General features: G+C 64.5%; 17 protein-coding genes and 1 riboswitch. Of the genes, 3 read left to right on the top strand and 14 right to left on the bottom strand.

The window, feature by feature from the left end:
* Positions 1-29 precede the first annotated feature (29 nt).
* Positions 30-1,127, bottom strand: a complete 1,098-nt coding sequence (locus LOY42_RS15335; RefSeq protein ID WP_139670202.1) for a carboxynorspermidine decarboxylase — start codon at positions 1,125-1,127, stop codon at positions 30-32.
* A 480-nt stretch (positions 1,128-1,607) separates the two neighbouring features.
* Here LOY42_RS15335 and katG point away from each other — a divergent pair, with 480 nt between their 5' ends.
* Positions 1,608-3,854, top strand: a complete 2,247-nt coding sequence (gene katG, locus LOY42_RS15330) for a catalase/peroxidase HPI (RefSeq protein ID WP_258598195.1) — start codon at positions 1,608-1,610, stop codon at positions 3,852-3,854.
* A gap of 56 nt (positions 3,855-3,910) precedes the next feature.
* Here the strand turns inward: katG and LOY42_RS15325 are convergent, their stop codons facing one another.
* The 7 genes from LOY42_RS15325 to LOY42_RS15295 all read right to left on the bottom strand — a co-directional run bounded on the left by LOY42_RS15325 (position 3,911) and on the right by LOY42_RS15295 (position 11,032).
* A complete protein-coding gene (locus LOY42_RS15325; RefSeq protein WP_258598193.1) occupies positions 3,911-5,545 on the bottom strand; it encodes a hypothetical protein in 1,635 nt (544 codons plus the stop codon).
* Between the two features lie 142 nt (positions 5,546-5,687).
* Positions 5,688-7,034 carry an MFS transporter gene (locus LOY42_RS15320; protein WP_258598191.1) on the bottom strand — a complete coding sequence of 449 codons (1,347 nt, stop codon included), beginning with the start codon at positions 7,032-7,034 and terminating at the stop codon, positions 5,688-5,690.
* A gap of 149 nt (positions 7,035-7,183) precedes the next feature.
* Positions 7,184-7,630: a hypothetical protein gene (locus LOY42_RS15315; RefSeq protein WP_102683734.1), complete on the bottom strand. Its 447-nt coding sequence runs from the start codon at positions 7,628-7,630 to the stop codon at positions 7,184-7,186.
* 104 nt (positions 7,631-7,734) lie between these two features.
* Positions 7,735-8,514 carry a DNA/RNA non-specific endonuclease gene (locus LOY42_RS15310; RefSeq protein ID WP_198755228.1) on the bottom strand — a complete coding sequence of 260 codons (780 nt, stop codon included), beginning with the start codon at positions 8,512-8,514 and terminating at the stop codon, positions 7,735-7,737.
* 84 nt (positions 8,515-8,598) lie between these two features.
* Positions 8,599-10,173: a sensor domain-containing diguanylate cyclase gene (locus tag LOY42_RS15305; protein ID WP_139670212.1), complete on the bottom strand. Its 1,575-nt coding sequence runs from the start codon at positions 10,171-10,173 to the stop codon at positions 8,599-8,601.
* A gap of 167 nt (positions 10,174-10,340) precedes the next feature.
* The gene (locus LOY42_RS15300; protein WP_139670214.1) at positions 10,341-10,820 is read right to left on the bottom strand and encodes a hypothetical protein; all 480 of its coding nucleotides are present in this window, start codon (positions 10,818-10,820) and stop codon (positions 10,341-10,343) included.
* Positions 10,821-10,876: 56 nt separating this feature from the next.
* The gene (locus tag LOY42_RS15295; RefSeq protein WP_177486017.1) at positions 10,877-11,032 is read right to left on the bottom strand and encodes a hypothetical protein; all 156 of its coding nucleotides are present in this window, start codon (positions 11,030-11,032) and stop codon (positions 10,877-10,879) included.
* A 276-nt stretch (positions 11,033-11,308) separates the two neighbouring features.
* Here LOY42_RS15295 and LOY42_RS15290 point away from each other — a divergent pair, with 276 nt between their 5' ends.
* Positions 11,309-11,743, top strand: a complete 435-nt coding sequence (locus LOY42_RS15290; protein ID WP_139670216.1) for a VOC family protein — start codon at positions 11,309-11,311, stop codon at positions 11,741-11,743.
* Between the two features lie 136 nt (positions 11,744-11,879).
* The gene (locus LOY42_RS15285) at positions 11,880-12,200 is read left to right on the top strand and encodes a hypothetical protein (RefSeq protein ID WP_139670218.1); all 321 of its coding nucleotides are present in this window, start codon (positions 11,880-11,882) and stop codon (positions 12,198-12,200) included.
* Positions 12,201-12,311: 111 nt separating this feature from the next.
* Here LOY42_RS15285 and LOY42_RS15280 read toward each other — a convergent pair whose 3' ends face one another.
* The 6 genes from LOY42_RS15280 to LOY42_RS15255 all read right to left on the bottom strand — a co-directional run bounded on the left by LOY42_RS15280 (position 12,312) and on the right by LOY42_RS15255 (position 18,949).
* Complete coding sequence (locus tag LOY42_RS15280) at positions 12,312-13,097, bottom strand: ABC transporter ATP-binding protein (protein WP_258598184.1); 786 nt, start codon at positions 13,095-13,097, stop codon at positions 12,312-12,314.
* Entirely contained in the window at positions 13,094-14,110 is a 1,017-nt protein-coding gene (locus LOY42_RS15275) for an iron ABC transporter permease (RefSeq protein WP_258598182.1), read from the bottom strand. The genes LOY42_RS15280 and LOY42_RS15275 overlap by 4 nt, the downstream gene beginning before the upstream one ends.
* Complete coding sequence (locus LOY42_RS15270) at positions 14,107-15,120, bottom strand: ABC transporter substrate-binding protein (RefSeq protein WP_110701687.1); 1,014 nt, start codon at positions 15,118-15,120, stop codon at positions 14,107-14,109. Before LOY42_RS15270 ends, LOY42_RS15275 begins: the two co-directional genes overlap by 4 nt.
* A gap of 108 nt (positions 15,121-15,228) precedes the next feature.
* Positions 15,229-15,427: riboswitch (cobalamin riboswitch) on the bottom strand.
* Between the two features lie 27 nt (positions 15,428-15,454).
* Positions 15,455-16,606, bottom strand: a complete 1,152-nt coding sequence (locus LOY42_RS15265) for a DUF1624 domain-containing protein (protein ID WP_258598179.1) — start codon at positions 16,604-16,606, stop codon at positions 15,455-15,457.
* A 183-nt stretch (positions 16,607-16,789) separates the two neighbouring features.
* Positions 16,790-17,764, bottom strand: a complete 975-nt coding sequence (locus tag LOY42_RS15260) for a PDR/VanB family oxidoreductase (protein WP_258598178.1) — start codon at positions 17,762-17,764, stop codon at positions 16,790-16,792.
* Positions 17,765-17,827: 63 nt separating this feature from the next.
* Positions 17,828-18,949: an aromatic ring-hydroxylating dioxygenase subunit alpha gene (locus LOY42_RS15255; RefSeq protein ID WP_139670705.1), complete on the bottom strand. Its 1,122-nt coding sequence runs from the start codon at positions 18,947-18,949 to the stop codon at positions 17,828-17,830.
* Positions 18,950-19,000 lie beyond the last annotated feature (51 nt).

Genomic DNA, 19,000 nt, shown 5'->3' with positions numbered 1-19,000 from the left:
TCAGCTGCTCTCCTTCATGAAAGCCTGTCTTACGACAGGCTCGAAACGTAGTCTTCGAAACCGAACTCGCGCACCACTTCGACGCTGCCGTCGAGTTGCTTGACCGCGATGGATGGCATTTTCAGACCGTTGAACCAGTTTTTCTTGACCATGGTGTAGCCCGCCGTGTCGACGAACGACAGCCGATCACCGATGGCCAGTGGCTTGTCGAATTGGTACTCGCCGAAGATGTCGCCGGCCAGGCACGACTTGCCACAGACCATGTAGGTGTGCGCGCCGTCGTTGGGGGCCATCTTGGCGTTGAGGCGGTAGATCAGCAGGTCGAGCAGGTGCGCTTCGATGGAGCTGTCGACCACGGCCAGGTGCTTGCCGTTGTACAGGGTGTCGAGCACGGTCACTTCCAGCGAGGCGCTGTTGGTGATGGCCGCTTCGCCCGGCTCCAGGTACACCTGTACGCCGTAGGTTTGCGAGAACTGCTTCAGGCGCGCGCAGAAGGCGTCCACCGCGTAGTCCTCGCCGGTGAAGTGGATGCCGCCGCCGAGGCTGACCCACTCGACCTTGTGCAGCAGATGGCCGAAACGTTCCTCGATGTGCGTAAGCATCTTGTCGAACAGGCTGAAGTCGCCGTTCTCGCAGTTGTTGTGGAACATGAAGCCGGAGATCTTCTCGATCACCTTCTCGATCTTCTCAGGATCCCACTCGCCGAGGCGGCTGAACGGGCGCGCCGGGTCGGCCAGCAGGTAGTCGGAGCTGCTCACCTGCGGGTTGACGCGCAGGCCGCGCACCTTGCCTTCGGACTGCTCGGCAAAGCGCTCGAGCTGGCCGATGGAGTTGAAGATGATCTTGTCGCAGTTCTCGAGCATCTCTTCGACTTCGTCGTCGGCCCAGGCCACGCTGTAGGCATGGGTTTCGCCGGCGAACTTCTGGCGGCCGAGCTTGAGCTCGAACAGCGAAGACGAGGTGGTGCCGTCCATGTACTGCTGCATCAGGTCGAATACCGACCAGGTAGCGAAACACTTGAGGGCAAGCAGTGCCTTGGCACCGGAGTGTTCGCGCACGTAGGCGATCTTCTCCATGTTGCTCAGCAGCTTGGTTTTGTCGATGAGGTAGTACGGCGTCTTGATCATTTAAAGGCCCCCGGCCAGGCCGGCCAAAAAAAGGACACGCATTGTGCCTTCACTTGCCGCGGTACGAAAGGGCGTGAGGCGCATTTCGTCCGAGTTGTCCACGCACTTGGCCAGGCAAGTGCCATCAGGCCCGTGACTGCGCCGTCCTTGGCGCGGGGTCGGCCGCTATCGCGAAGGACGGCCGAATGTGCTTTTGCATCGGGGCGAGCCCAGTTGAACAGATCAATGTGACGATCCTGATCTGCCGGCGCCACAGGCTGACAGAGCCAGGCTATCACCCCCCAATATCGCCTCTATTAGACCTCTGCCCAGGCTCGGCTAGTCTTTCTGCTGGTTCCGTGAAAAGCCGGTGCACAGGTGTGCCCGGCCATAACCGATGAGGGGCAGGCGCGCTTGGCGAACGCCTGATCCAACACCTGGCAGCGCAATTACAAGAACGCCCGGAAATCTGAATTGAACCGACCCTAAAGGTAGAAGCAGATGGCGAACGAATCGAAATGCCCGTTCCACCAGACCGCCGGTGGCGGCACCAGCAACCGTGACTGGTGGCCTGACCAGCTCAACCTGAAGATCCTCCACCAGCACTCCAGCAAGTCCGACCCCATGGACCCGGACTTCGACTACGGCAAGGCGTTCAAGAGCCTCGACTTCCAGGCCTTGAAAAAAGACCTGAGCGCCTTGATGACCGACTCCCAGGACTGGTGGCCGGCCGACTTCGGCCACTATGGCCCGTTGTTCATCCGCATGGCCTGGCACAGCGCCGGTACCTATCGCATCGGCGATGGCCGTGGCGGCGCCGGCTCCGGCCAGCAGCGCTTCGCCCCGCTCAACAGCTGGCCGGACAACGTCAGCCTGGACAAGGCCCGGCGCCTGTTGTGGCCGATCAAGCAGAAGTACGGCAACAAGATCTCCTGGGCCGACCTGATCGTGCTTACCGGCAACGTCGCCCTGGAGTCCATGGGCTTCAAGACCTTCGGTTTTTCCGGTGGCCGCGCCGATGTGTGGGAGCCCGACGAGGACGTGTACTGGGGCTCGGAGAAGGTCTGGCTGGGTGGTGACACCCGTTACGGCAAGGAACAGGTCAAGGCCCAGCCGCCCGGCCAGGGTGACCTGGTGGCCGAGCCCGCCAAGCATGGCGAGGAACAGAACCGCGACCTGTCTGCCGAGCGCAACCTGGAAAACCCGTTGGCCGCCGTGCAGATGGGCCTGATCTACGTCAACCCGGAAGGACCGGAGGGCGAGCCCGACCCGGTGAAATCCGGCAAGGATATCCGTGAGACCTTTGGCCGCATGGCCATGAACGATGAAGAGACGGTGGCGCTGATCGCCGGCGGCCATGCCTTCGGCAAGACCCACGGCGCCGGCCCCGCCGACAATGTCGGCGCCGAGCCGGAAGCCGCGGGCCTCGAGCTGCAGGGCCTGGGCTGGAGCAACAAGTTCGGTACCGGCAAGGGTGGCGACACGATCACCAGCGGCCTGGAAGTGACCTGGACCTCGACCCCGACTCAGTGGAGCAACGAGTACCTGAACAACCTGTTCAACTTCGAGTGGGAACTGACCAAGAGCCCGGCTGGCGCCCACCAGTGGCGGCCGAAGGATGGCAAGGGCGCGGGGACCGTGCCTGATGCCCATGATCCCGGCAAGAAGCACGCGCCGTCGATGCTCACCTCTGACCTGGCGCTGCGCTTCGACCCGATCTATGAGCCCATCGCCCGGCGCTTCAAGGACAACCCCGACCAGCTCGCCGATGCCTTCGCCCGTGCCTGGTACAAGCTGATCCACCGCGACATGGGCCCGCTGGCACGCTACCTCGGGCCGGAAATGCCCAACGAGGAGCTGCTGTGGCAGGACCCGCTGCCCAAGGCAGGGCCTCAACCCAGCGACGCCGATATCGCCGCGCTCAAGGCCAAGGTGCTGGCTTCTGGGCTGAGTGTCGGCGAACTGGTGTCCGCCGCCTGGGCCTCGGCCTCGACCTTCCGCGGTTCCGACAAGCGCGGCGGCGCCAACGGCGGCCGCCTGCGCCTGGCGCCGCAGAACGGTTGGACGGCGAACCAGGGGCTGGACAAGGTGCTGGCGGCGCTGGAGAAGATCCGCAACGAGGGCGGCAACAAGATCTCCCTGGCCGATCTGATCGTGCTGGCCGGCAGCGCGGCGGTGGAAAAAGCCGCCAAGGATGCCGGGCACAACATCAGCGTGCCGTTCCATCCGGGGCGCGTGGATGCCTCGCAGGAGCAGACCGATGTCGAGTCGTTCGCGGTGCTTGAGCCTCTGGCCGACGGTTTCCGCAACTTCAGCAAGGCGCGCTACAGCGTCAAGGCCGAGAAATTGCTGCTGGACAAGGCCCAGTTGCTGACGCTCACCGCACCGGAGCTGACCGTGCTGATCGGCGGCCTGCGGGTGCTTGGCGCCAACCATGGCGGCAGCAAGGAGGGTGTGTTCACCGACAGGGTCGGCGTGCTCAGCAACGACTTCTTCCGCAACCTGCTGGACATGGGCGTGGAGTGGAAACCGACTTCGGCGGACAACGAAGCGTTCGAGGGCCGTGACCGCAAGACCGGCCAGGTGAAATGGACCGCCAGCCGGGTCGACCTGGTGTTCGGCTCCCATGCGCAGCTGCGTGCCGTGAGCGAGGTGTATGGCAGCAGCGATGCCAGGGAGAAGTTCGTCAAGGACTTCGTCGCGGCGTGGGTGAAGGTGATGGAGCTGGACAGGTTCGATTTGCCGTGATTCCCGAAGGTCAGGGGGCGCTGTGCGCCCCCCTTTTCACCCTTGGGTAATAGCGTTCAACCCGCAGCGGCTTGCGGTTCGTCGGGTGTCGGGTCCAGTTCGAAGTATTCAGGCGGTACGTCTCCCCAATCGGTGGGGTAGCGTATGACCAGTCGATTGTGTACCGCATCGAATGACATCCCGTCGACGAAGCATTCACTGGCCATGCGGGGGTGTTGCCTGAGCATTCCTGCCAGATTCGCCCTGACCCATTGCAGAAGCTCGATGTGAAGTGTTCTCCAGGTCGATCCATAGTCACTGTCTTCCTTGGAGACCACGAAACCGAGCACGTTGAGGCTATATCCCAGCAGGCGAACGCTATCGAGATCCGGGCATCGCTTGATCGTGTTCAGGAGCTGCTCATGTACGATGGACTGGATCGCTGTACCTGCATCGCTCCTGAGTGCGCAGGAGTTGAGGATGTCCTCCCAGACCAGTTTGGCCTGGATCTTCCTCACTACGGGGCGTGGCTTGCGTACGCAAGAGGCTGCTTTGATCAGGTCAAGGATGATCTTGGCGATAGTTGTGTGCGGCAGGGGCGCAGGCGCTTTGTGCTTGTCCAGCATTTCGACCATGTCCTCGATCAATTCTCCAAGGGCCTGGAGGCGCTGGAAAAGATCGTCGTCGGGCCGTAGTTCCTGAACTGACAGATCCGCATTCAGATCTGCATACATCCCGCGAATATTTAGATATGCCCAATGCAGCGAATTGGGATTCATCGTGCAGGGCCCCTTCACATACGTAGCGAACGCTTCCCGGACCAGGTGGAGATAAGCGCGCCATTGTTCGAGATCCCATGGGGTTCTGCGCGAAGTGTAGGGAGAGAGCAGCATGCTGATACCGTTGACCATGTTCAGGTCGCCCCACAGTGCCCTGATAACCGGGTAGTCCTTCAAGCCCAGCTCTTCATGTTGCAATTCTACGAACAGGAATGAGTCACGATTGTTGATGGCGGCGGTCAGGACATTTCGTGCCAGGTTTTCTGCTTCGGGACCATACGCCTCCTGTGCGCGGATCTCGTTGAACAAGCTGATGATCAACTTTGGTGCGCTTTCCACGAAAACCTTGCAGAACCTGGGGCTGGCAATGGTGTTGAGTAGCTCACGGGCGCGTGCTGTGGTCTTGAGATTGCCTTTCGGCGCCCGTTCGGCAGCATGGCTGATAATGCTGCTGGATGATCGGATCAGTTCTGCTGCGACAATCGTCAATTCGCCCGTGGACCCACGCTGTAGACGAGACTCGACACTCTTGCCGAACTGTCTGGCATTGCAGTGATTGAAGACTGGAGGTCTCAGGAACGCGACAATCAACCACGTGCTGAATACCGCGAAGAACACCAGGCCCAGCATGAATTGCCAGATTTCGGGAGTGATCGGTCCCTTCAGGGGCATCCACCATTGGCTGTAGCGCCATAGATCAGTAATCAGTACCACTACACCCAGCGCCAGGATGATAGCGATCGAGGTGTCTCGTACCCTGAACCCGGCGGTCTCTATACGAAACTTGTAGCGTACATCGGCAATGGTCCAGACCAGCAGGGTCAGGGCCAGGCCACTGAGCAGTTCGGCGAAACCAAAGAGCTTGGGCGCATTCTTGTCCAGCTGGAAACATTCGAAAGCGATTCCCGCCAGAGTGCAGACATCTGTAGCCATCAGCGCATCCTTTACATGGCATTGACCGACTCACGGCTCAGTGAGCAGGAACAAGACAGGTGGCCCCCATCAGGCCACCGAGGCCACGCATGCTAATGCATGGCCTATCGCCATGTCTTGATGCTGTCGACAGCGCGTGCAATCAGTCCGTCGACATCGCTTTATCGCTATCGGCATGCCGGCGCGCGCCTTCGCTTTCACGGTGTAGTGAAACCTGCGATGTCTCCGGCAACGCCAACCCGCCCACCAACGCCAGCAAGGCAATCACCACCAGGTAGAACGCCGGCGCCAGGCGGCTGCCGCTTTGTTCGATCAACCAGGTCGCCACCAGCGGCGCGGTGCCGCCAAACAGGGTGTAGGCAACGTTGTAGGTGATCGCCGAGGCGGTGTAGCGGCTGCGGGTGGGGAAGCACTCCGACAGCAGCGCGGCGGTGACCACGCCACTCATCAGCGCGCCGATGGCCAGCAGGATCACCCCCAGCAATGCCCCGGTCAGCGACCCCGAACTGGCCAGCCAGTAGGCCGGGAATACCGCGACCATCACCCACAGGCAAGTGAAGCCGATGGTCCGGCGTCGCCCGACACGATCGGAAAAGGCGCCCGCCAGCGGGCAACCGGCGGCGGCGAACAGCAGCGCCACGGTCGAGACCAGGAGCGCCTGGGCGCGGCTCAGGTGGCCGACCGTCTGCAGGTAGGTGGCGAAGTAGGTGGTGAACATGTAGAACGACAGCGCTGTCAGCGATATGAACGCGCCAAGGTTGCGGATGGTGCGGCCATGGTGGCGCAGGGTGTCGCCCAACGGCGAATGGTTGTGGGCCTTGCCTTCGGCGATTGCCTGGCGAAACGCCGGGGTTTCCTCCATGCGCCAGCGCAGGTACAGGCCGACTAGGCCCAGGGGCGCGGCGACGAGGAACGGAATACGCCAACCCCAGGCATTCATCGCCTCGGCAGTGAGGCTCGCCTCCAGGCCATAGGCGATGACCGCCGCGCAGGCGAAGGCGGAGAAGGTCGAGACCGGCACGAAGCTGCCGTAGAACGCCCGTCTGCCCCGTGGCGCGTGCTCCATCAGGTAGGCGCAAGCGCCGGCATATTCACCCCCTGCGGAAAACCCCTGCAGGCAACGGGCAAGGGTGAGCAGCGCCGGGGCCAGCACGCCGATGCTGGCATAGGTCGGCAGCAGGCCGATCAGCGTGGTGGAGCCGGCCATCAGCAGGATGGTCAACGACAGGATGCGCTTGCGCCCGAGGCGGTCGCCCAGCGCGCCGAACACGATGCCGCCCAGCGGGCGCAGGGCGAAGGCCACGGCAAACACGGCGAAGGTCTTGAGCAGGGCGACGCTTTCATCCTCGCTGGCGAAGAACTGGCTGGCGATCAGCGTGGCGAGGAAACCGTAGACGGCGAAGTCGAACCATTCGACGAAGTTGCCAATGGCCGAGGCAGCGATCACCCGCCGCAAGGTGGCGGGTGGGACCTCGTGGGCGATGGACATGGGGTGCTCTCCGGTGGTCTTGGCAGCCTGGACGGATGCGACGCGCTCGGGGCGCGCCGTCGTTGTTCTCGGGCCAGTAGACAAGCGGTAGGGCGAGGGCGCTTTGTCGGGGGCGACATCCGGATGCCTGTTAGCACCGGATGTGGGACTCAGGGCCGCGGCATCGGCAGGCGAGAGATCAGCACAAGGGGGGCGATCACTTCCACCTGGTCGTTCTCGAACAGGCCTTCAGGCACTGGCGGGTAGGTGGTTCTCCAGCATTCGTGCTCGACCAGTTGCTTCAATTGGCTCAAGGAAGATGCCGTGACGCCCAAGGGCAACAGCCGTTCATGGGCAATCGAACTGCGCACGGCCTTGCAGGCGATGGGGCGATTGTTCCGGTCCAGGGTGAGCTTGAGCGTGACTACGCCAACCAGAGTGCCTTGGTTGGCGGCATCGATGCGGTTGATGAGGGCGCTCTGCATGGCCGCCGTGAAACCGGACAGGGCGGCGGCGTCGACTTTCGCGCTGGCCTCGGGGTTCGCGCTGCAGGCCACGAGGGTGAGCAGGCCAAGCGCTGCCAGGGGGGAGAGGGTGAAACGCTGGATCTTCGACACGGCAACGTCCTTGGAGGCAAACACCGGTACCTGCGTGTACCGGTTTGAGAAGGGGCAGTAGTTTAACGTGACTGCGCCTCATTCTTCAGGGGGAAGGCTTCCCCTCACTCTCGGTCGCAATGCGCCGGCAGTGGCCAGGTGTGGGGCGGGCGCTGATCTTTCAGCTGCTCGGGCACCTCGATCGGCGGCTCGTCCGGGCCAAGCGCAGTCTCGATCTGGCGAACGCTGCGCAAGTATGGGTCCAGGTCGGTACCGAGTCCGGCCTGGTGCGGGATCCACCAGGCGATGACCTGGGGCTGTCCGTGTTCATCCTCGGTCAGCAGCACCTTCCAGAACGCCTCGGGCGTGGCGATGCCGTGGGACTGGACGAAGGCATCGTTGTCCAGGGCCGCGCCGGCATGGCCGAACACCACGCCACCGATTACCGTCACCGGGCGCAGGTCGCGGTAGCACTCGGTCAGCAGCTCGGTCTGGTACCAGGTGCGGCTGTTGTGCGAGGCCAACTGCGGGACGATATTGCTCATCAGGTTGGAGGCGTCCATCGCCGCCCGGTCGTCGTCGAAATGATTGTTGGCTGCCAGGTGGCCGCGGTGATAGCCCTTGGGTGTCGAGTAGGCCTTGGCCGAGAACTGGCCCATGCAACCCTCGGGCAGGCTGCGATCGATACGGAAGTTATCGACGCGAGGCAGGTGACCCTGGTCCTTGTCGAGGGTGAAGCTGAAACGGTGCGGCTCGCCGCGCTGGCAGTCGTACCAGAGCCGGAAGCGCCCATGGTCGAGCAGGGTCAGCGGCGTGGCGGCAGGCTCGGGAGGTGTTGGGGAGGGCAGGCGGGGCGCGCACGAGGTCAGGCTCAGGGCCAGCAACAGGAACAGCAAACGGCGCATGGCGCGTCTTCCTTGAACAAAAGCGCGGGATGTTACAGCAGTCTGCAGGAGGCCGGCCTTTTTCCGGCCTGTGCTGGCGAAGTGTCAGGCCTGGCTGTCGATGCACACGCGGTTGCGCCCCTTCTGCTTGGCCCGGTACAGCGCCTGGTCAGCTTTGCGCAGGGTATCGCCAGGCTCGTCACCCGTCAGGGGCTGCCAGCTGGCCACGCCCAGGGACAGGGTAATCCCGCCGATAGGTTCGATAGGGGTATGCTCCACGGTCAGGCGCAGGTGGCCGGCGATGGCGGTCGCCACCTCCAAACCCGCGCCCGGCAGGAGCATCAGGAACTCCTCGCCACCGGTGCGGCACAGCAGGTCGCCCTCACGGCAGGTACCACGCATCAGGCCTGCCAGCCGCTGCAGGACCAGGTCGCCGATGTCATGGCCGTGGTTGTCGTTGATCCGCTTGAAATGGTCGATGTCCAGTACCACCACGGCGAAGCCGCGTTTCTCGGCCTGCAGCAAACGCAGTGCCTGCTGCAGGCCACGGCGGTTGAGCAGTCCGGTGAGCGGGTCGGTCTGGGCGTCATGGTTGAGTCGGCCGATGCGCTCCTGCAACAGGTTCAGGCCGAACAGCAGGGCGCGTTTGAGCTCCGCAGCCTCGGCGTACCAGGCGCGAACCTGGTGGATGCGCTCGGTGGTCTGCTGCTCGCCCGTGCCCCGGGCGACCGTGGCCAGTTGCCTGAGCGGGTGGGCGATGACTTGCGTCAGCCAACACAGCAGCAGGCAGCCGAGCAGGGCCAGCGGCGCGGAAATGGCGATGACATTGAGGATCAGGTGGCGCAGCGGTGCCACGGTCTGTTGCAGCGGTTGCTGGGAAACGATGGCCCAGCCGGTGCTGGGCACCGTGGCGAAACCGGCGAGCATTTCCACGCCCTGGCTGTTCACCAGCCGGCGGGTGCCGTGGTCAAGATGGGGGAGTTCGTCGACCAGCGAGTTGTCGCCCACCAGCGTGCCGACCCGCTGGCTGTCGGGGTGGAACAGCAGTCGACGGTTGCGATCAATCACGTAGAGGTAGGCGCCGTTCTGGTAGAAGTGCGTGCCCAGCAGGCTGTTGAGCAAGTTACGTTCGCGCAGGTACAGGCTGCCGCCGATATAGCCCTGGTAGCGTCCGTCGGCGTCGAAGATCGGCTGCGACATGATCACCAACAGGTTGCCGGCCGCCGACAGGAAGGGCGTGGAAACCAGCGTACGGCGCTCGCGCAAGGCTTCCCGGGACGCGGCCGAGCTGGCCTGGGTACCGGCCAGGTGTTGCAGTGGCGCTGGCGCAAGCGTGCGCACCACACCTTGGGCGCTGACCCGCAAGGTTGAGTTGAACAGGTTGCTTTGCTGTTGCAGGCGGTCGATTTCAGCCTGTACCAGGTTAACGTCATCGGGGTGCCGGGCACATTGGCTGGCGCTATAGGCCAGTTGCTGCAGGGCGTTGCCCAGGGTGTTCTCGGTCACGGCGGCCACTTTGGCGGCGTAGGCCCGGTTGGCTTCCAGGGCACTGTCGATCAGCAGTTGGCGTTGCACACGGTAGCTGGCGAAGTAACTGGCCAGCAGCATCACCAGCGCGGTGATGGCGCAGAGCGCGAGTATGAGAGTGCGCAGGTCGGGGCGCCGAGCGTGGGGGGGCATGTATCGCAATCCTTGGCCTCATGGGATGCAGCAGGTGCCTCACCTTACGCGCTAGGCGCAAGGTGAACCATGCAGGCGGGCAATTGCAGGGTTGGATTACGCAGGGCGCTCCGGCTTCTCACAGCTATCACGGACTTTGCCGTGATTGATTCCTGTGCCCTATCGGGTCAGGGCGCGGCCTGTTGCAGTGCTCGCAGGTCATCCTCGACCTGCTGCATGCGCGCTTGCGCCAGGGCCTGGACCTGGGGGTCGCTGGCGCTCTCGCGCATCAGCCGGGTGAGCTTCTCGCTCAGGCGCTTGCCCTCGTCGCTCTGGCCCAGTTCCTTGGCTTTGGCCGGGTCGCGGGTGGCCTGGACGATGCTGGCGAATTCGGCGTCGTCGAAGTGCTCCTCGCTGTACAACTTGAACAGGTCCTGGCGCTGATCCTCGACGGTGAGGTGCTTGCGCAGCACCTGCTTGATCTTGTCCTGGGGCACCTGCGCGTGGTTCATGGCCAGCAGCCCGGCCATGCGTTCGATGTTGTGGTCGTAGGCTTCCTGCAAGGGCAGGTTGGCGAGGATCTGTTCCTCGCGGCTGGGCTTCTGGTCGCAGGCGGCGAGGGCGCCGAGCAGGAGCACGGGCAACAGCAGTCGGGTCAGGCGGGACATGGGGCAGCCTTGGGCACGTTAAGGCCTGCGAGTTTACTGCAAACCCATGCGCAAATTCAGCGTTGCAACGGATTGCGCAGGCGCACCCAGACAATCGCCGGCAGGGCCATCAGCAGCCATTTCAGGTAGCGATTCACTTCAAAGTGCTCGCAGGCGATGCCGATGCTGGTGCAGACCACCACCACCGCCACGAACTGGATCATTCTTTCCATCGGCAGGTTTCCATCATTGCTGAGGCCGGGAGGGCCGCGGCGCGCACTTTAGCAGTGGCGCAGGCGCGCAGGCCAGGATGCCATACGGCGTAACACTTTTACGGCGCTCCATGCGCACCCCACGGTCGCCTTGCTGCTGGGCTGCTTCGATGGCAAGGGCGCCCAGGCCCTGCGGCCCACATCGCATTCGTTTCGTGCTTGCCGGCCACGCTGGTGGAAGCTGGGGTAAGCGTTATCATGTCGTCCGCTTGCCCATACCCCTCAAGGACGACCCGCATGCTACAGCGCAACACAATGGTGCCCGAACTGATCGTCAGCGACCTCGACAGCAGCCTGGATTTCTGGGTGTCGTTGCTGGGCTTCGAGATTGCCTATCAACGCCCGGAGCAGCGTTTCGCCTACCTCGACCTGCACGGCGCGCAGGTGATGCTCGAGCAGCTCGATGCCGATGATCACTGGCTCACCGGGCCGCTGGAAAAGCCCTTCGGGCGGGGAATCAACCTGCAGATCGATGTCGCCGCTGTCGCGCCGCTGCTCGAACGGTTGGAGCGCCAACGCTGGCCGTTGTTCCGGGCATGCGAGGAGGTCTGGTATCGCGCAGATGCCGTCGAAGTGGGGTTGCGCCAGTTCCTGGTCCAGGACCCGGATGGCTACCTGTTGCGGCTGGCGCAGAAACTGGGCGAGCGCCCGGTTGCGTTATCCGCGCGGTAGCCCTTGCTACCGGCCCCTGCAGCCGGCGTCTGACAGGCCATCCCAACCGACCCCGCCATGCTCAACACCGTGTTCATTTCCATTCCCGACGTATTCGCCTACCGTCTCCTTCCACCCCATCACAAGGAGATCACGCATGCCCGAGCTTGCGTTGTACAAGGTGAAACTGCTGGACGAATTCGAGGCTCGCGAGGACGACTGGAGCTTCGGCCACTTCGAGCGCCGGCTGACCCAGGTCAAGCCCGCCGCCAACTATCAGGACGCCAAGGGAATCATCAAGGCCGCTCACCTGGCGAACAATTGGCCGAATACGGTAAAGCGCTATCTGCTGAGCAACTACCAGACTCACGGCAATGTCAGCAGCGAGCTGACCGAAACCTTCATGCAGGTACTGGCCAGCCTGACGCCGCAGGAGATGAAGGCCTGGAAGCTGCCGCAGGTAAACCAGTCGGCCTGATCGCCACCAAGTCGACTCCCACGGGATGGCGCATGGCCTCAGGCTGGCGCGGTCGGTGTGGGAGCCGGCTTGCCGGCGATGCGCCGCGTGAGCGGCGCTTTCCATGCTGACTCAGGCACGAAACCGCAGCACCCGCGCCCCATCATACGGATCGACCAGGTAGTGCCCCCGCACCCCAAACGTCCCCAACAACCGCTCCGGCGTCAACACCGCCTCCGGCTTGCCTAGCGCAACCAACCGCCCTTGATCGAGCACGGCCAGCCGATCGCAAGTCAGTGCCTGGTTAAGATCATGCAGCGCCACCAGCGTCGTCACTGGCAGCGCCTGCACCTGGCGCAGCAAGCCGAGCTGGTGCTGGATATCGAGATGGTTGGTTGGCTCGTCCAGCAACAGCAGCTGCGGTCGTTGCGCCAGGGCCCGGGCGATATGCACGCGCTGGCGCTCGCCGCCAGACAGTTCGCCCCATAGCCGTCGGCGCAGGTGGCTGGCGTCGGCGTCGGCCAGCGCCTGTTCGACGATGGCGCGGTCATCGTTGCCGAACGGTGCCAGGGCCGAGAGCCAGGGCGTGCGGCCCAGGGCGACGGCGTCGTACACGCTGATGGCGTCCAGGGTGTCGGCCTGTTGCTCGACCAGGGCCAGGCGCTGGGCGATATGCCGGCGTGGCATGCGCTCCAGCGCTTCGCCGAGCAGGCGCACGTTGCCACTGCTGGGCGTGCGCAGGCCGGCGAGCAGCTTGAGCAGGGTGGACTTGCCCGAGCCGTTGGGGCCGACCACGCCCAGGGTTTCGCCGGACATCACGCTCAGATCGACACCCTGCAGCACGTCGCGTCCGCCCAGGCGCAGGCTGAGCCCTTGGCAGGTGAGCGGCGCGTCGGCGATGGTGGTCATCACGCTCATGGGCGCCCCCGGCGGCTGACCAGGATCAACGCGAACACCGGTGCGCCGATCAAGGCCGTGACCACGCCCACCGGGATCACCTGGCCGGTGATCAGGGTGCGCGAGAGGATGTCGGCGATGATCAGGAACAGCGCACCGCCCAGGGCGCTGGCCGGTAGCAGGCGGCTATGCCCGGGGCCGAGCAGCAGGCGCAAGGCGTGGGGGATGACCAGGCCGACGAAGCCGATGGCGCCGACGATGGACACCATCACCGCGGTGACCAGCGCCGCGCAACTGATCAGCAGCAGCTGTGTACGGCGCACCGGTACGCCCAGCGAGGCCGCCGAGTCGGCACCGAAGGTAAAGGCGTCCAGTGCCCGGCGTTGCCACAGGCATATCGCGAGGCCGAACAGAGCGACCGGCACCGCCAGCCACACCGACGGCCAGCGCACGCCGCTGAGGTTGCCCAACAGCCAGAACAGGATGCCGCGGGCCTGCTCGGCGGTGGCCGACTTGGTGATGAGAAAGGCGGTGAGCGCGTTGAACAGCTGCGAGCCGGCGATGCCGGCGAGGATCACCTGGGCGTTGTCATGGCGGCTGCCACTGGCGCGCGACAGCAGCAGCACCAGGGCGAACGCCGCCAGCGCGCCGATGAAGGCGCCTGCCGACAGCGACAGCACCGCCCCGCCCAGGCCGAACAACCCCACCGCCACCGCACCGGTCGAGGCACCGGCCGACAGGCCCAGTAGGTACGGTTCGGCCAGCGGGTTGCGCAGCAGCGCCTGGAGGATCACCCCGCAGGTCGCCAGCCCCGCGCCACAAGCGGCGGCGACCAGGGTGCGCGGCAGGCGGTAGTTCCAGACGATGCCGGCGTCGATCGGGTCGACGGCATGGCCGGCCTGCCACAGCTGGTTGGCCAGCACCTGCCAGATCGCCTCGGCGCCGACTCGGGTCTCGCCGATGGCAATCCCGGCAAGCATGGCCAGGCACAGGGCGAGCAAGGCAAAGAGGCTGATAGGCAGCAGGCGGCTCATGGCTGGGGTGCTTTACCGCTGGCGAAGGCGCTGGACAGCACGTCCAGGCCGCGGAACAGGCGTATGCCGGCCTGCATGGCGTCGGCATCGAGGACGATGATGCGGCCGTGCTTGACCGCGTCCATATTGCGCGTGACCGGGTCGCTGCGCAGGAAGTCGAGTTTTTTCTGGTAGTCGTCGGCCGGGTAGCGACGGCGGTCCATGCGCGCGACGATAAGCCAGGTGGGGTTGGCCCTGGCCAGGGTCTCCCAGCCCACGGTAGGCCATTCTTCGCTGGATTCGACCACGTTGCGCACGCCAAGGGTCTGCAGCATGTAGTCGGCCACGCCCTGGCGGCCGGCGACATAGGGGTCGGTCTTGAGGTCGGCGCTGGAAAACCAGAACAGCGCGCTGGTGTGCGCCAGGTCCTGGCCGGCCAGGCGCTGCCTGGCCTGTTCCAGCTGGCCCTGGAGCTCGGCATTCAGGCGCGCGCCACGTTCCTGCACGTCGAAGATCTCGGCCAGCTGGCTGACGCTCTTGTAGATGCTCTGCACCTTGAACGGCTGCAGGCGGGTGCCGTCGGCGCCCACCAGGTTGTCCTTGCCCTCGCAGTCCGAGGGCAGCAGGTAGGTGGGGATGCCCAGCTCCTGGAACTGCTCGCGGGTGCCGACCGCGCCCTGGGCGCCGATCATCCACTCGAACTGCGCCGTCACCAGTTGCGGACGTTTGCCGACCACCGCCTCGAAGCTCGGTTCGTTGTCGGCCAGACGCGGGACCTTGTCGTTCTGCGTCTTGAATTCCGGCAGCACGTTGTTGAACCACAGCGAGGTGCCCGCCAGCCGCTCACCGAGGCCCAGGGCATAGAGCAGCTCGGTGCCGGCCTGGCCGACGGTCACCGCCCGTTGCGGGGCCTGGGTGAAGGTCTGCGGCATGCCGCAGTTGTCGACGGTCAGCGGGTACTGGGTGGCGCTGGCGTGGGCCAGGCCCGACAGGGACAGGCCGGCGAGGAGGGCGGCGAGGCGGTGCGGCATGGTGGGGCGATCTCCTGGGTGGTGCACGGAATGGCCCACGGACAGGCATCGCCCGGCAGCCTGCGCAAGCACGCGGCCAGGGCGGATGACCATCCCGGACACCCCGCCGGTTGGTGAATGCGTGCCGGCAGGTCTCCTGACTGGTGCGTCCAGGCCGGCGCCAGCCTTCCCGGGTCGGCAGACCCAGTGGCATCGATGGCGCAGACTCGGCACCTACAGTTGCGGGGGCAGTTCCCTTTGGATCGCCAGTGGCGAGCCCGGGATTCCCTTTTGATTCCGTGTGGAAACCGGCGGGCGGCATGGTAGACCATCGGGCTGTCGGGTGAAAACGCTTTTACAGGTACTTGAGCCAGGCGATATCGCGCCGTCGCGCTTTCAGCCGGGCGAACCAGCGCACCGGCAGGTACAGGACAAGTGGCAGCAGCACGGCGGTCAGCCATACCGCCCCGATGCCATCGAAACCGAAATAGCGGCCCTGGTTCAGGCCAAACAGTGCCACGCAGGCCACGTACAGCAGCTTGAGCGCATACAGGTGCAGCAGGTAGAAGAACATCGGCGCTGCGCCAAACACCGCAAGCGGGCCGATCCAGCGGGCGTCGCCGGCACGCTCGAAGCCGCGCAGCAGGAGCAGGCCGACGCCAAGGGTCAGGGCCAGGAACAGCAGCGACGGTGGGTATTTGGTGATATTGAAGAAGCTCATCAGCGTCTGCCCGACGCGGGCGTAGAGGCTCCAGGGGGCTTCGCCGTAGCCATTGAGCAGGCGCAGCGCGACGAACCCAAGCAGCAGGCCCGCGCCGGCCCATAGCAGACGCTGCTGGCGCTTGCCGGCGTCGCTGCCCCGGGCAAACCACGGCCCGAGCCCATAACCCAGGGCGATCACGCCGATCCACGGCAACAGCGGGTAGGACGTGCGCAGGCGCAGATGTTCGCCTACCTCCAGCCAACTGCGCTCATGCAGGATCGCCCATGGCACATGCAGCGCCGATTCAGGCCCGAAGTGCAGGCCATCGAGCAGGTTGTGACCGGCGACGATCAGCGCGCCGAGGGCGAGCAGCGCCGGGCGCGGCAGCCACACCAGCAGTGACAGGGCGAGTATGCTCAGGCCGATGGCCCAGATCACCTGCAGGTAGATCACACTCGGTGGCAACTGGAAGGTCCAGGCGAAGTTGACCAGGGTGAATTCCAGCACCACCAGGAACAGACCGCGCTTGAACAGGAACACCGAGACATCGCCACGGCCCTGGTGCTTCTCGCCATACAACCAGGCCGATAGCCCGGTAAGCAGCACGAACACCGGCGCGCAGAGGTGCGCCAGGGTGCGGCTGGCGAACAGGCTGGGTTCGGTGGCGTCGATGGTCATCGGGTCGCTGACCTGGCGGTGCAGGAAGAACGTTTCGCGCACGTGATCCAGCAGCATGAACAGGATCACCAGGCCACGCAGGGCGTCGATGCTTTGCAGGCGTTGGGGGAGTTGGGGGCTGGCCATTGAAAAAAGTCGCAAACAGTGGAAGTAAAATGTTATCTCATAACAATTTTTCAATCCACTGGCCTGCATTTACATCGAGGCGCCCGACGTCATCGCGGCAAGCTCGCTCCAGCTCATGCGCTATTCCTGGAGCGGGCCTGCGCCGCGATGGCATCGTTCGCCCCGTTGGGACGCGATCTGACTTCAGAGATCCAGCACCAACCGCGCCGAGCGCGCCCGCGACACGCACAGCATCATGCTCTGCTGCGCGGCCTTTTCCTCGTCGCTGAGGTATTGGTCGAAATGCTCGGCCTCGCCTTCGAGGATCGCCGTCTCGCAGGTGCCACACACGCCTTCGCGGCACAAGCACTCGACCTTCGCGGCCTTGGACTTCTCGATGGCCTGCAGGATGGTCATGCCTGCCTCGACTGCCAGCTCGGTGCCTGAACGGGCCAGCACCACCGTGAAGGCCGCACCTGTGGCCGGCGCGGCGGCGGCGAACTGTTCCCAGTGCACCCGCGATTCGGCGATGCCAGCGGCGGCGGCGGTGGCGATCACCGCGTCGATCAGCGGCTTGGGCCCGCACACATAGAGGTGGGCGTCATCGGCCAGGCCCGCGCACAGCGCGGCGAGGTCGAGCTTGCGGTCCAGGCTGTCGATGTAGAACCGCGTGTTGCCGGCATGCGGGCCTTGTTCCAGGTCGCCCTGGAAGGCGCCGTGTTCCGGGGCGCGGAAGGCGTAGTGCAGCTCGTAGGGGGTGGCGCCCCCTTCCAGCTCGTGCAACTGCGCCAGGAACGGGGTAATGCCGATGCCGCCGGCGATCAGCACATGGCGCCCGGCATCGGCGTCCAGGGCGAACAGGTTGTTGGGGGTGGAGATGGTCAGCTCGCTGCCCACCGCTACCTGGTTGTGCATGAACGCCGATCCGCCCTTGGACTGCTCCTCGAGCCGCACGCCGATCTGGTAGCTGTGCAATTGACGCGGGTCGCTCATCAGCGAGTAGGCATTGCTGAACTGGCCGCCGCAGGGCGACTGCATCTGCACGATCACGTGGCTGCCGCCGCTGAAGGCGGGCAGGGGGCCGCCGTCGGCGCGGGCCAGGGTGAAGCGCTTGATCTGCGGCGTGGCCTGTTCCACACCGGTCACGCGCACCTTGAACATTTCGTATTGCTTGGCCATGGCGTACCTCGACAACAAAGCCCCGCGCCAGGCCCTGGCGCGGGGCGGGGAGCTGGCGTGTGTTCAGTCGTCCAGGTGGGCGACCGCGATCAGGTTGTGGAAGTGGGCGATGCCGTGCTCGCTGACACCGCTGCGCTGGGCGTCGACCATGATCCGGCCCTGGCCACGGTAGCCGCGGGACTTCAGGCCTTTCTGCACGCTCTCGACCAGGCGCAGGTCCTCGGGACGGAACACTTCGCGGTACCAGTCGATCAGCTTGTGCTGCTCTTCGCTGAGCTCCTTGTTGAGGAAGTAGATGTCGTAGTGCTGCAGGGTGGTCTCGGCATCGACCGGGAACTCGTAGATCACGGTCATGAAGTTGGCCCCTGGCGGTACGTTGAACATGGTGCACGGCCAGGCCCAGAAGCCGGCGAAGGACGGGTCTTTCACCGACTCGTCGAAGGAGAATGACTGCTCCGACGGTTTGGCCAGGCCATATTGCAGGGTCCAGTTGCCGTGCAGGCTGTGGCTGTACTGGCCGACGTCCACCGAATCGGAGAAGCCAGGGTGGGCCGGGGCGCAGTGGTAGCACTCCAGGTAGTTGTCGACGATGGATTTCCAGTTGGCCGGAGTGTCGCTGACGAAGCGTGCGGCCAGGTGCAGGTCGTCGATCACCGCGCAGGCTTCGCGCATGCGCTTCTGCATGCCCGGCAGCTGGTCTTCGACGGAGCCTGCGTCGTTGTCCATGTTGATGAAGATGAAACCGGCGTATTCCTCCACGCGCAGCTGCACCAGGGTGGAATTGCCTTTGTCGAAGTTGGCCACGTTCTCGCAGTTGCGCGCATGGGCCAGCTCGCCGTCGAGCTTGAAGGTCCAGGCGTGATACGGGCAGGTGATCACATTCTTGGCCTTGCCGCTGCCTTCGAGCAGTTGATGGCCACGGTGCGGGCAGACGTTGTAGAAGGCCCGCAGCACGTCGTCGCGGCCACGCACGACGATGATGCTCTCGCCGATCACCTGACGGGTGATGTAGGCGTTCTTTTCGGCGACTTCGCTGCGGTGGCCGACGCAGATCCAGCTGCGGGCGAAGATCGCTTCCTTCTCGTGTTCGAAGACGGCGGCCTGGGTGTAGAACTTGGCCGGGAGGGTGAAGGCCTCCTCGGCGTTGGCGCAGAAGTCGGCGGGCAGGCGTTTGAAATCGTTCATGGCTCTATCTCGGTTCTTATTGGTTAACGCGTATCTGTTGGTTAACAATCT

The organism is Pseudomonas sp. B21-023, from assembly GCF_024749165.1.
GTDB lineage: Bacteria > Pseudomonadota > Gammaproteobacteria > Pseudomonadales > Pseudomonadaceae > Aquipseudomonas.
The sequence above is the reverse complement of the archived record's forward strand: the minus strand, read 5'-3'. Positions and strand labels throughout refer to the sequence as shown.

Bases quoted from the DNA above. Each gene is read 5' to 3' on its own strand.
- LOY42_RS15300 (WP_139670214.1), bottom strand. From the start codon at position 10,820: ATGTCCCGCCTGACCCGACTGCTGTTGCCCGTGCTCCTGCTCGGCGCC.
- LOY42_RS15290 (WP_139670216.1), top strand. From the start codon at position 11,309: ATGCTACAGCGCAACACAATGGTGCCCGAACTGATCGTCAGCGACCTC.
- LOY42_RS15265 (WP_258598179.1), bottom strand. From the start codon at position 16,606: ATGGCCAGCCCCCAACTCCCCCAACGCCTGCAAAGCATCGACGCCCTG.
- LOY42_RS15320 (WP_258598191.1), bottom strand. From the start codon at position 7,034: ATGTCCATCGCCCACGAGGTCCCACCCGCCACCTTGCGGCGGGTGATC.
- LOY42_RS15270 (WP_110701687.1), bottom strand. From the start codon at position 15,120: ATGCCGCACCGCCTCGCCGCCCTCCTCGCCGGCCTGTCCCTGTCGGGC.
- LOY42_RS15335 (WP_139670202.1), bottom strand. From the start codon at position 1,127: ATGATCAAGACGCCGTACTACCTCATCGACAAAACCAAGCTGCTGAGC.
- LOY42_RS15310 (WP_198755228.1), bottom strand. From the start codon at position 8,514: ATGCGCCGTTTGCTGTTCCTGTTGCTGGCCCTGAGCCTGACCTCGTGC.
- LOY42_RS15285 (WP_139670218.1), top strand. From the start codon at position 11,880: ATGCCCGAGCTTGCGTTGTACAAGGTGAAACTGCTGGACGAATTCGAG.
- LOY42_RS15325 (WP_258598193.1), bottom strand. From the start codon at position 5,545: ATGGCTACAGATGTCTGCACTCTGGCGGGAATCGCTTTCGAATGTTTC.
- LOY42_RS15275 (WP_258598182.1), bottom strand. From the start codon at position 14,110: ATGAGCCGCCTGCTGCCTATCAGCCTCTTTGCCTTGCTCGCCCTGTGC.
- LOY42_RS15305 (WP_139670212.1), bottom strand. From the start codon at position 10,173: ATGCCCCCCCACGCTCGGCGCCCCGACCTGCGCACTCTCATACTCGCG.
- LOY42_RS15295 (WP_177486017.1), bottom strand. From the start codon at position 11,032: ATGGAAAGAATGATCCAGTTCGTGGCGGTGGTGGTGGTCTGCACCAGC.
- LOY42_RS15255 (WP_139670705.1), bottom strand. From the start codon at position 18,949: ATGAACGATTTCAAACGCCTGCCCGCCGACTTCTGCGCCAACGCCGAG.
- LOY42_RS15260 (WP_258598178.1), bottom strand. From the start codon at position 17,764: ATGGCCAAGCAATACGAAATGTTCAAGGTGCGCGTGACCGGTGTGGAA.
- LOY42_RS15280 (WP_258598184.1), bottom strand. From the start codon at position 13,097: ATGAGCGTGATGACCACCATCGCCGACGCGCCGCTCACCTGCCAAGGG.
- katG (WP_258598195.1), top strand. From the start codon at position 1,608: ATGGCGAACGAATCGAAATGCCCGTTCCACCAGACCGCCGGTGGCGGC.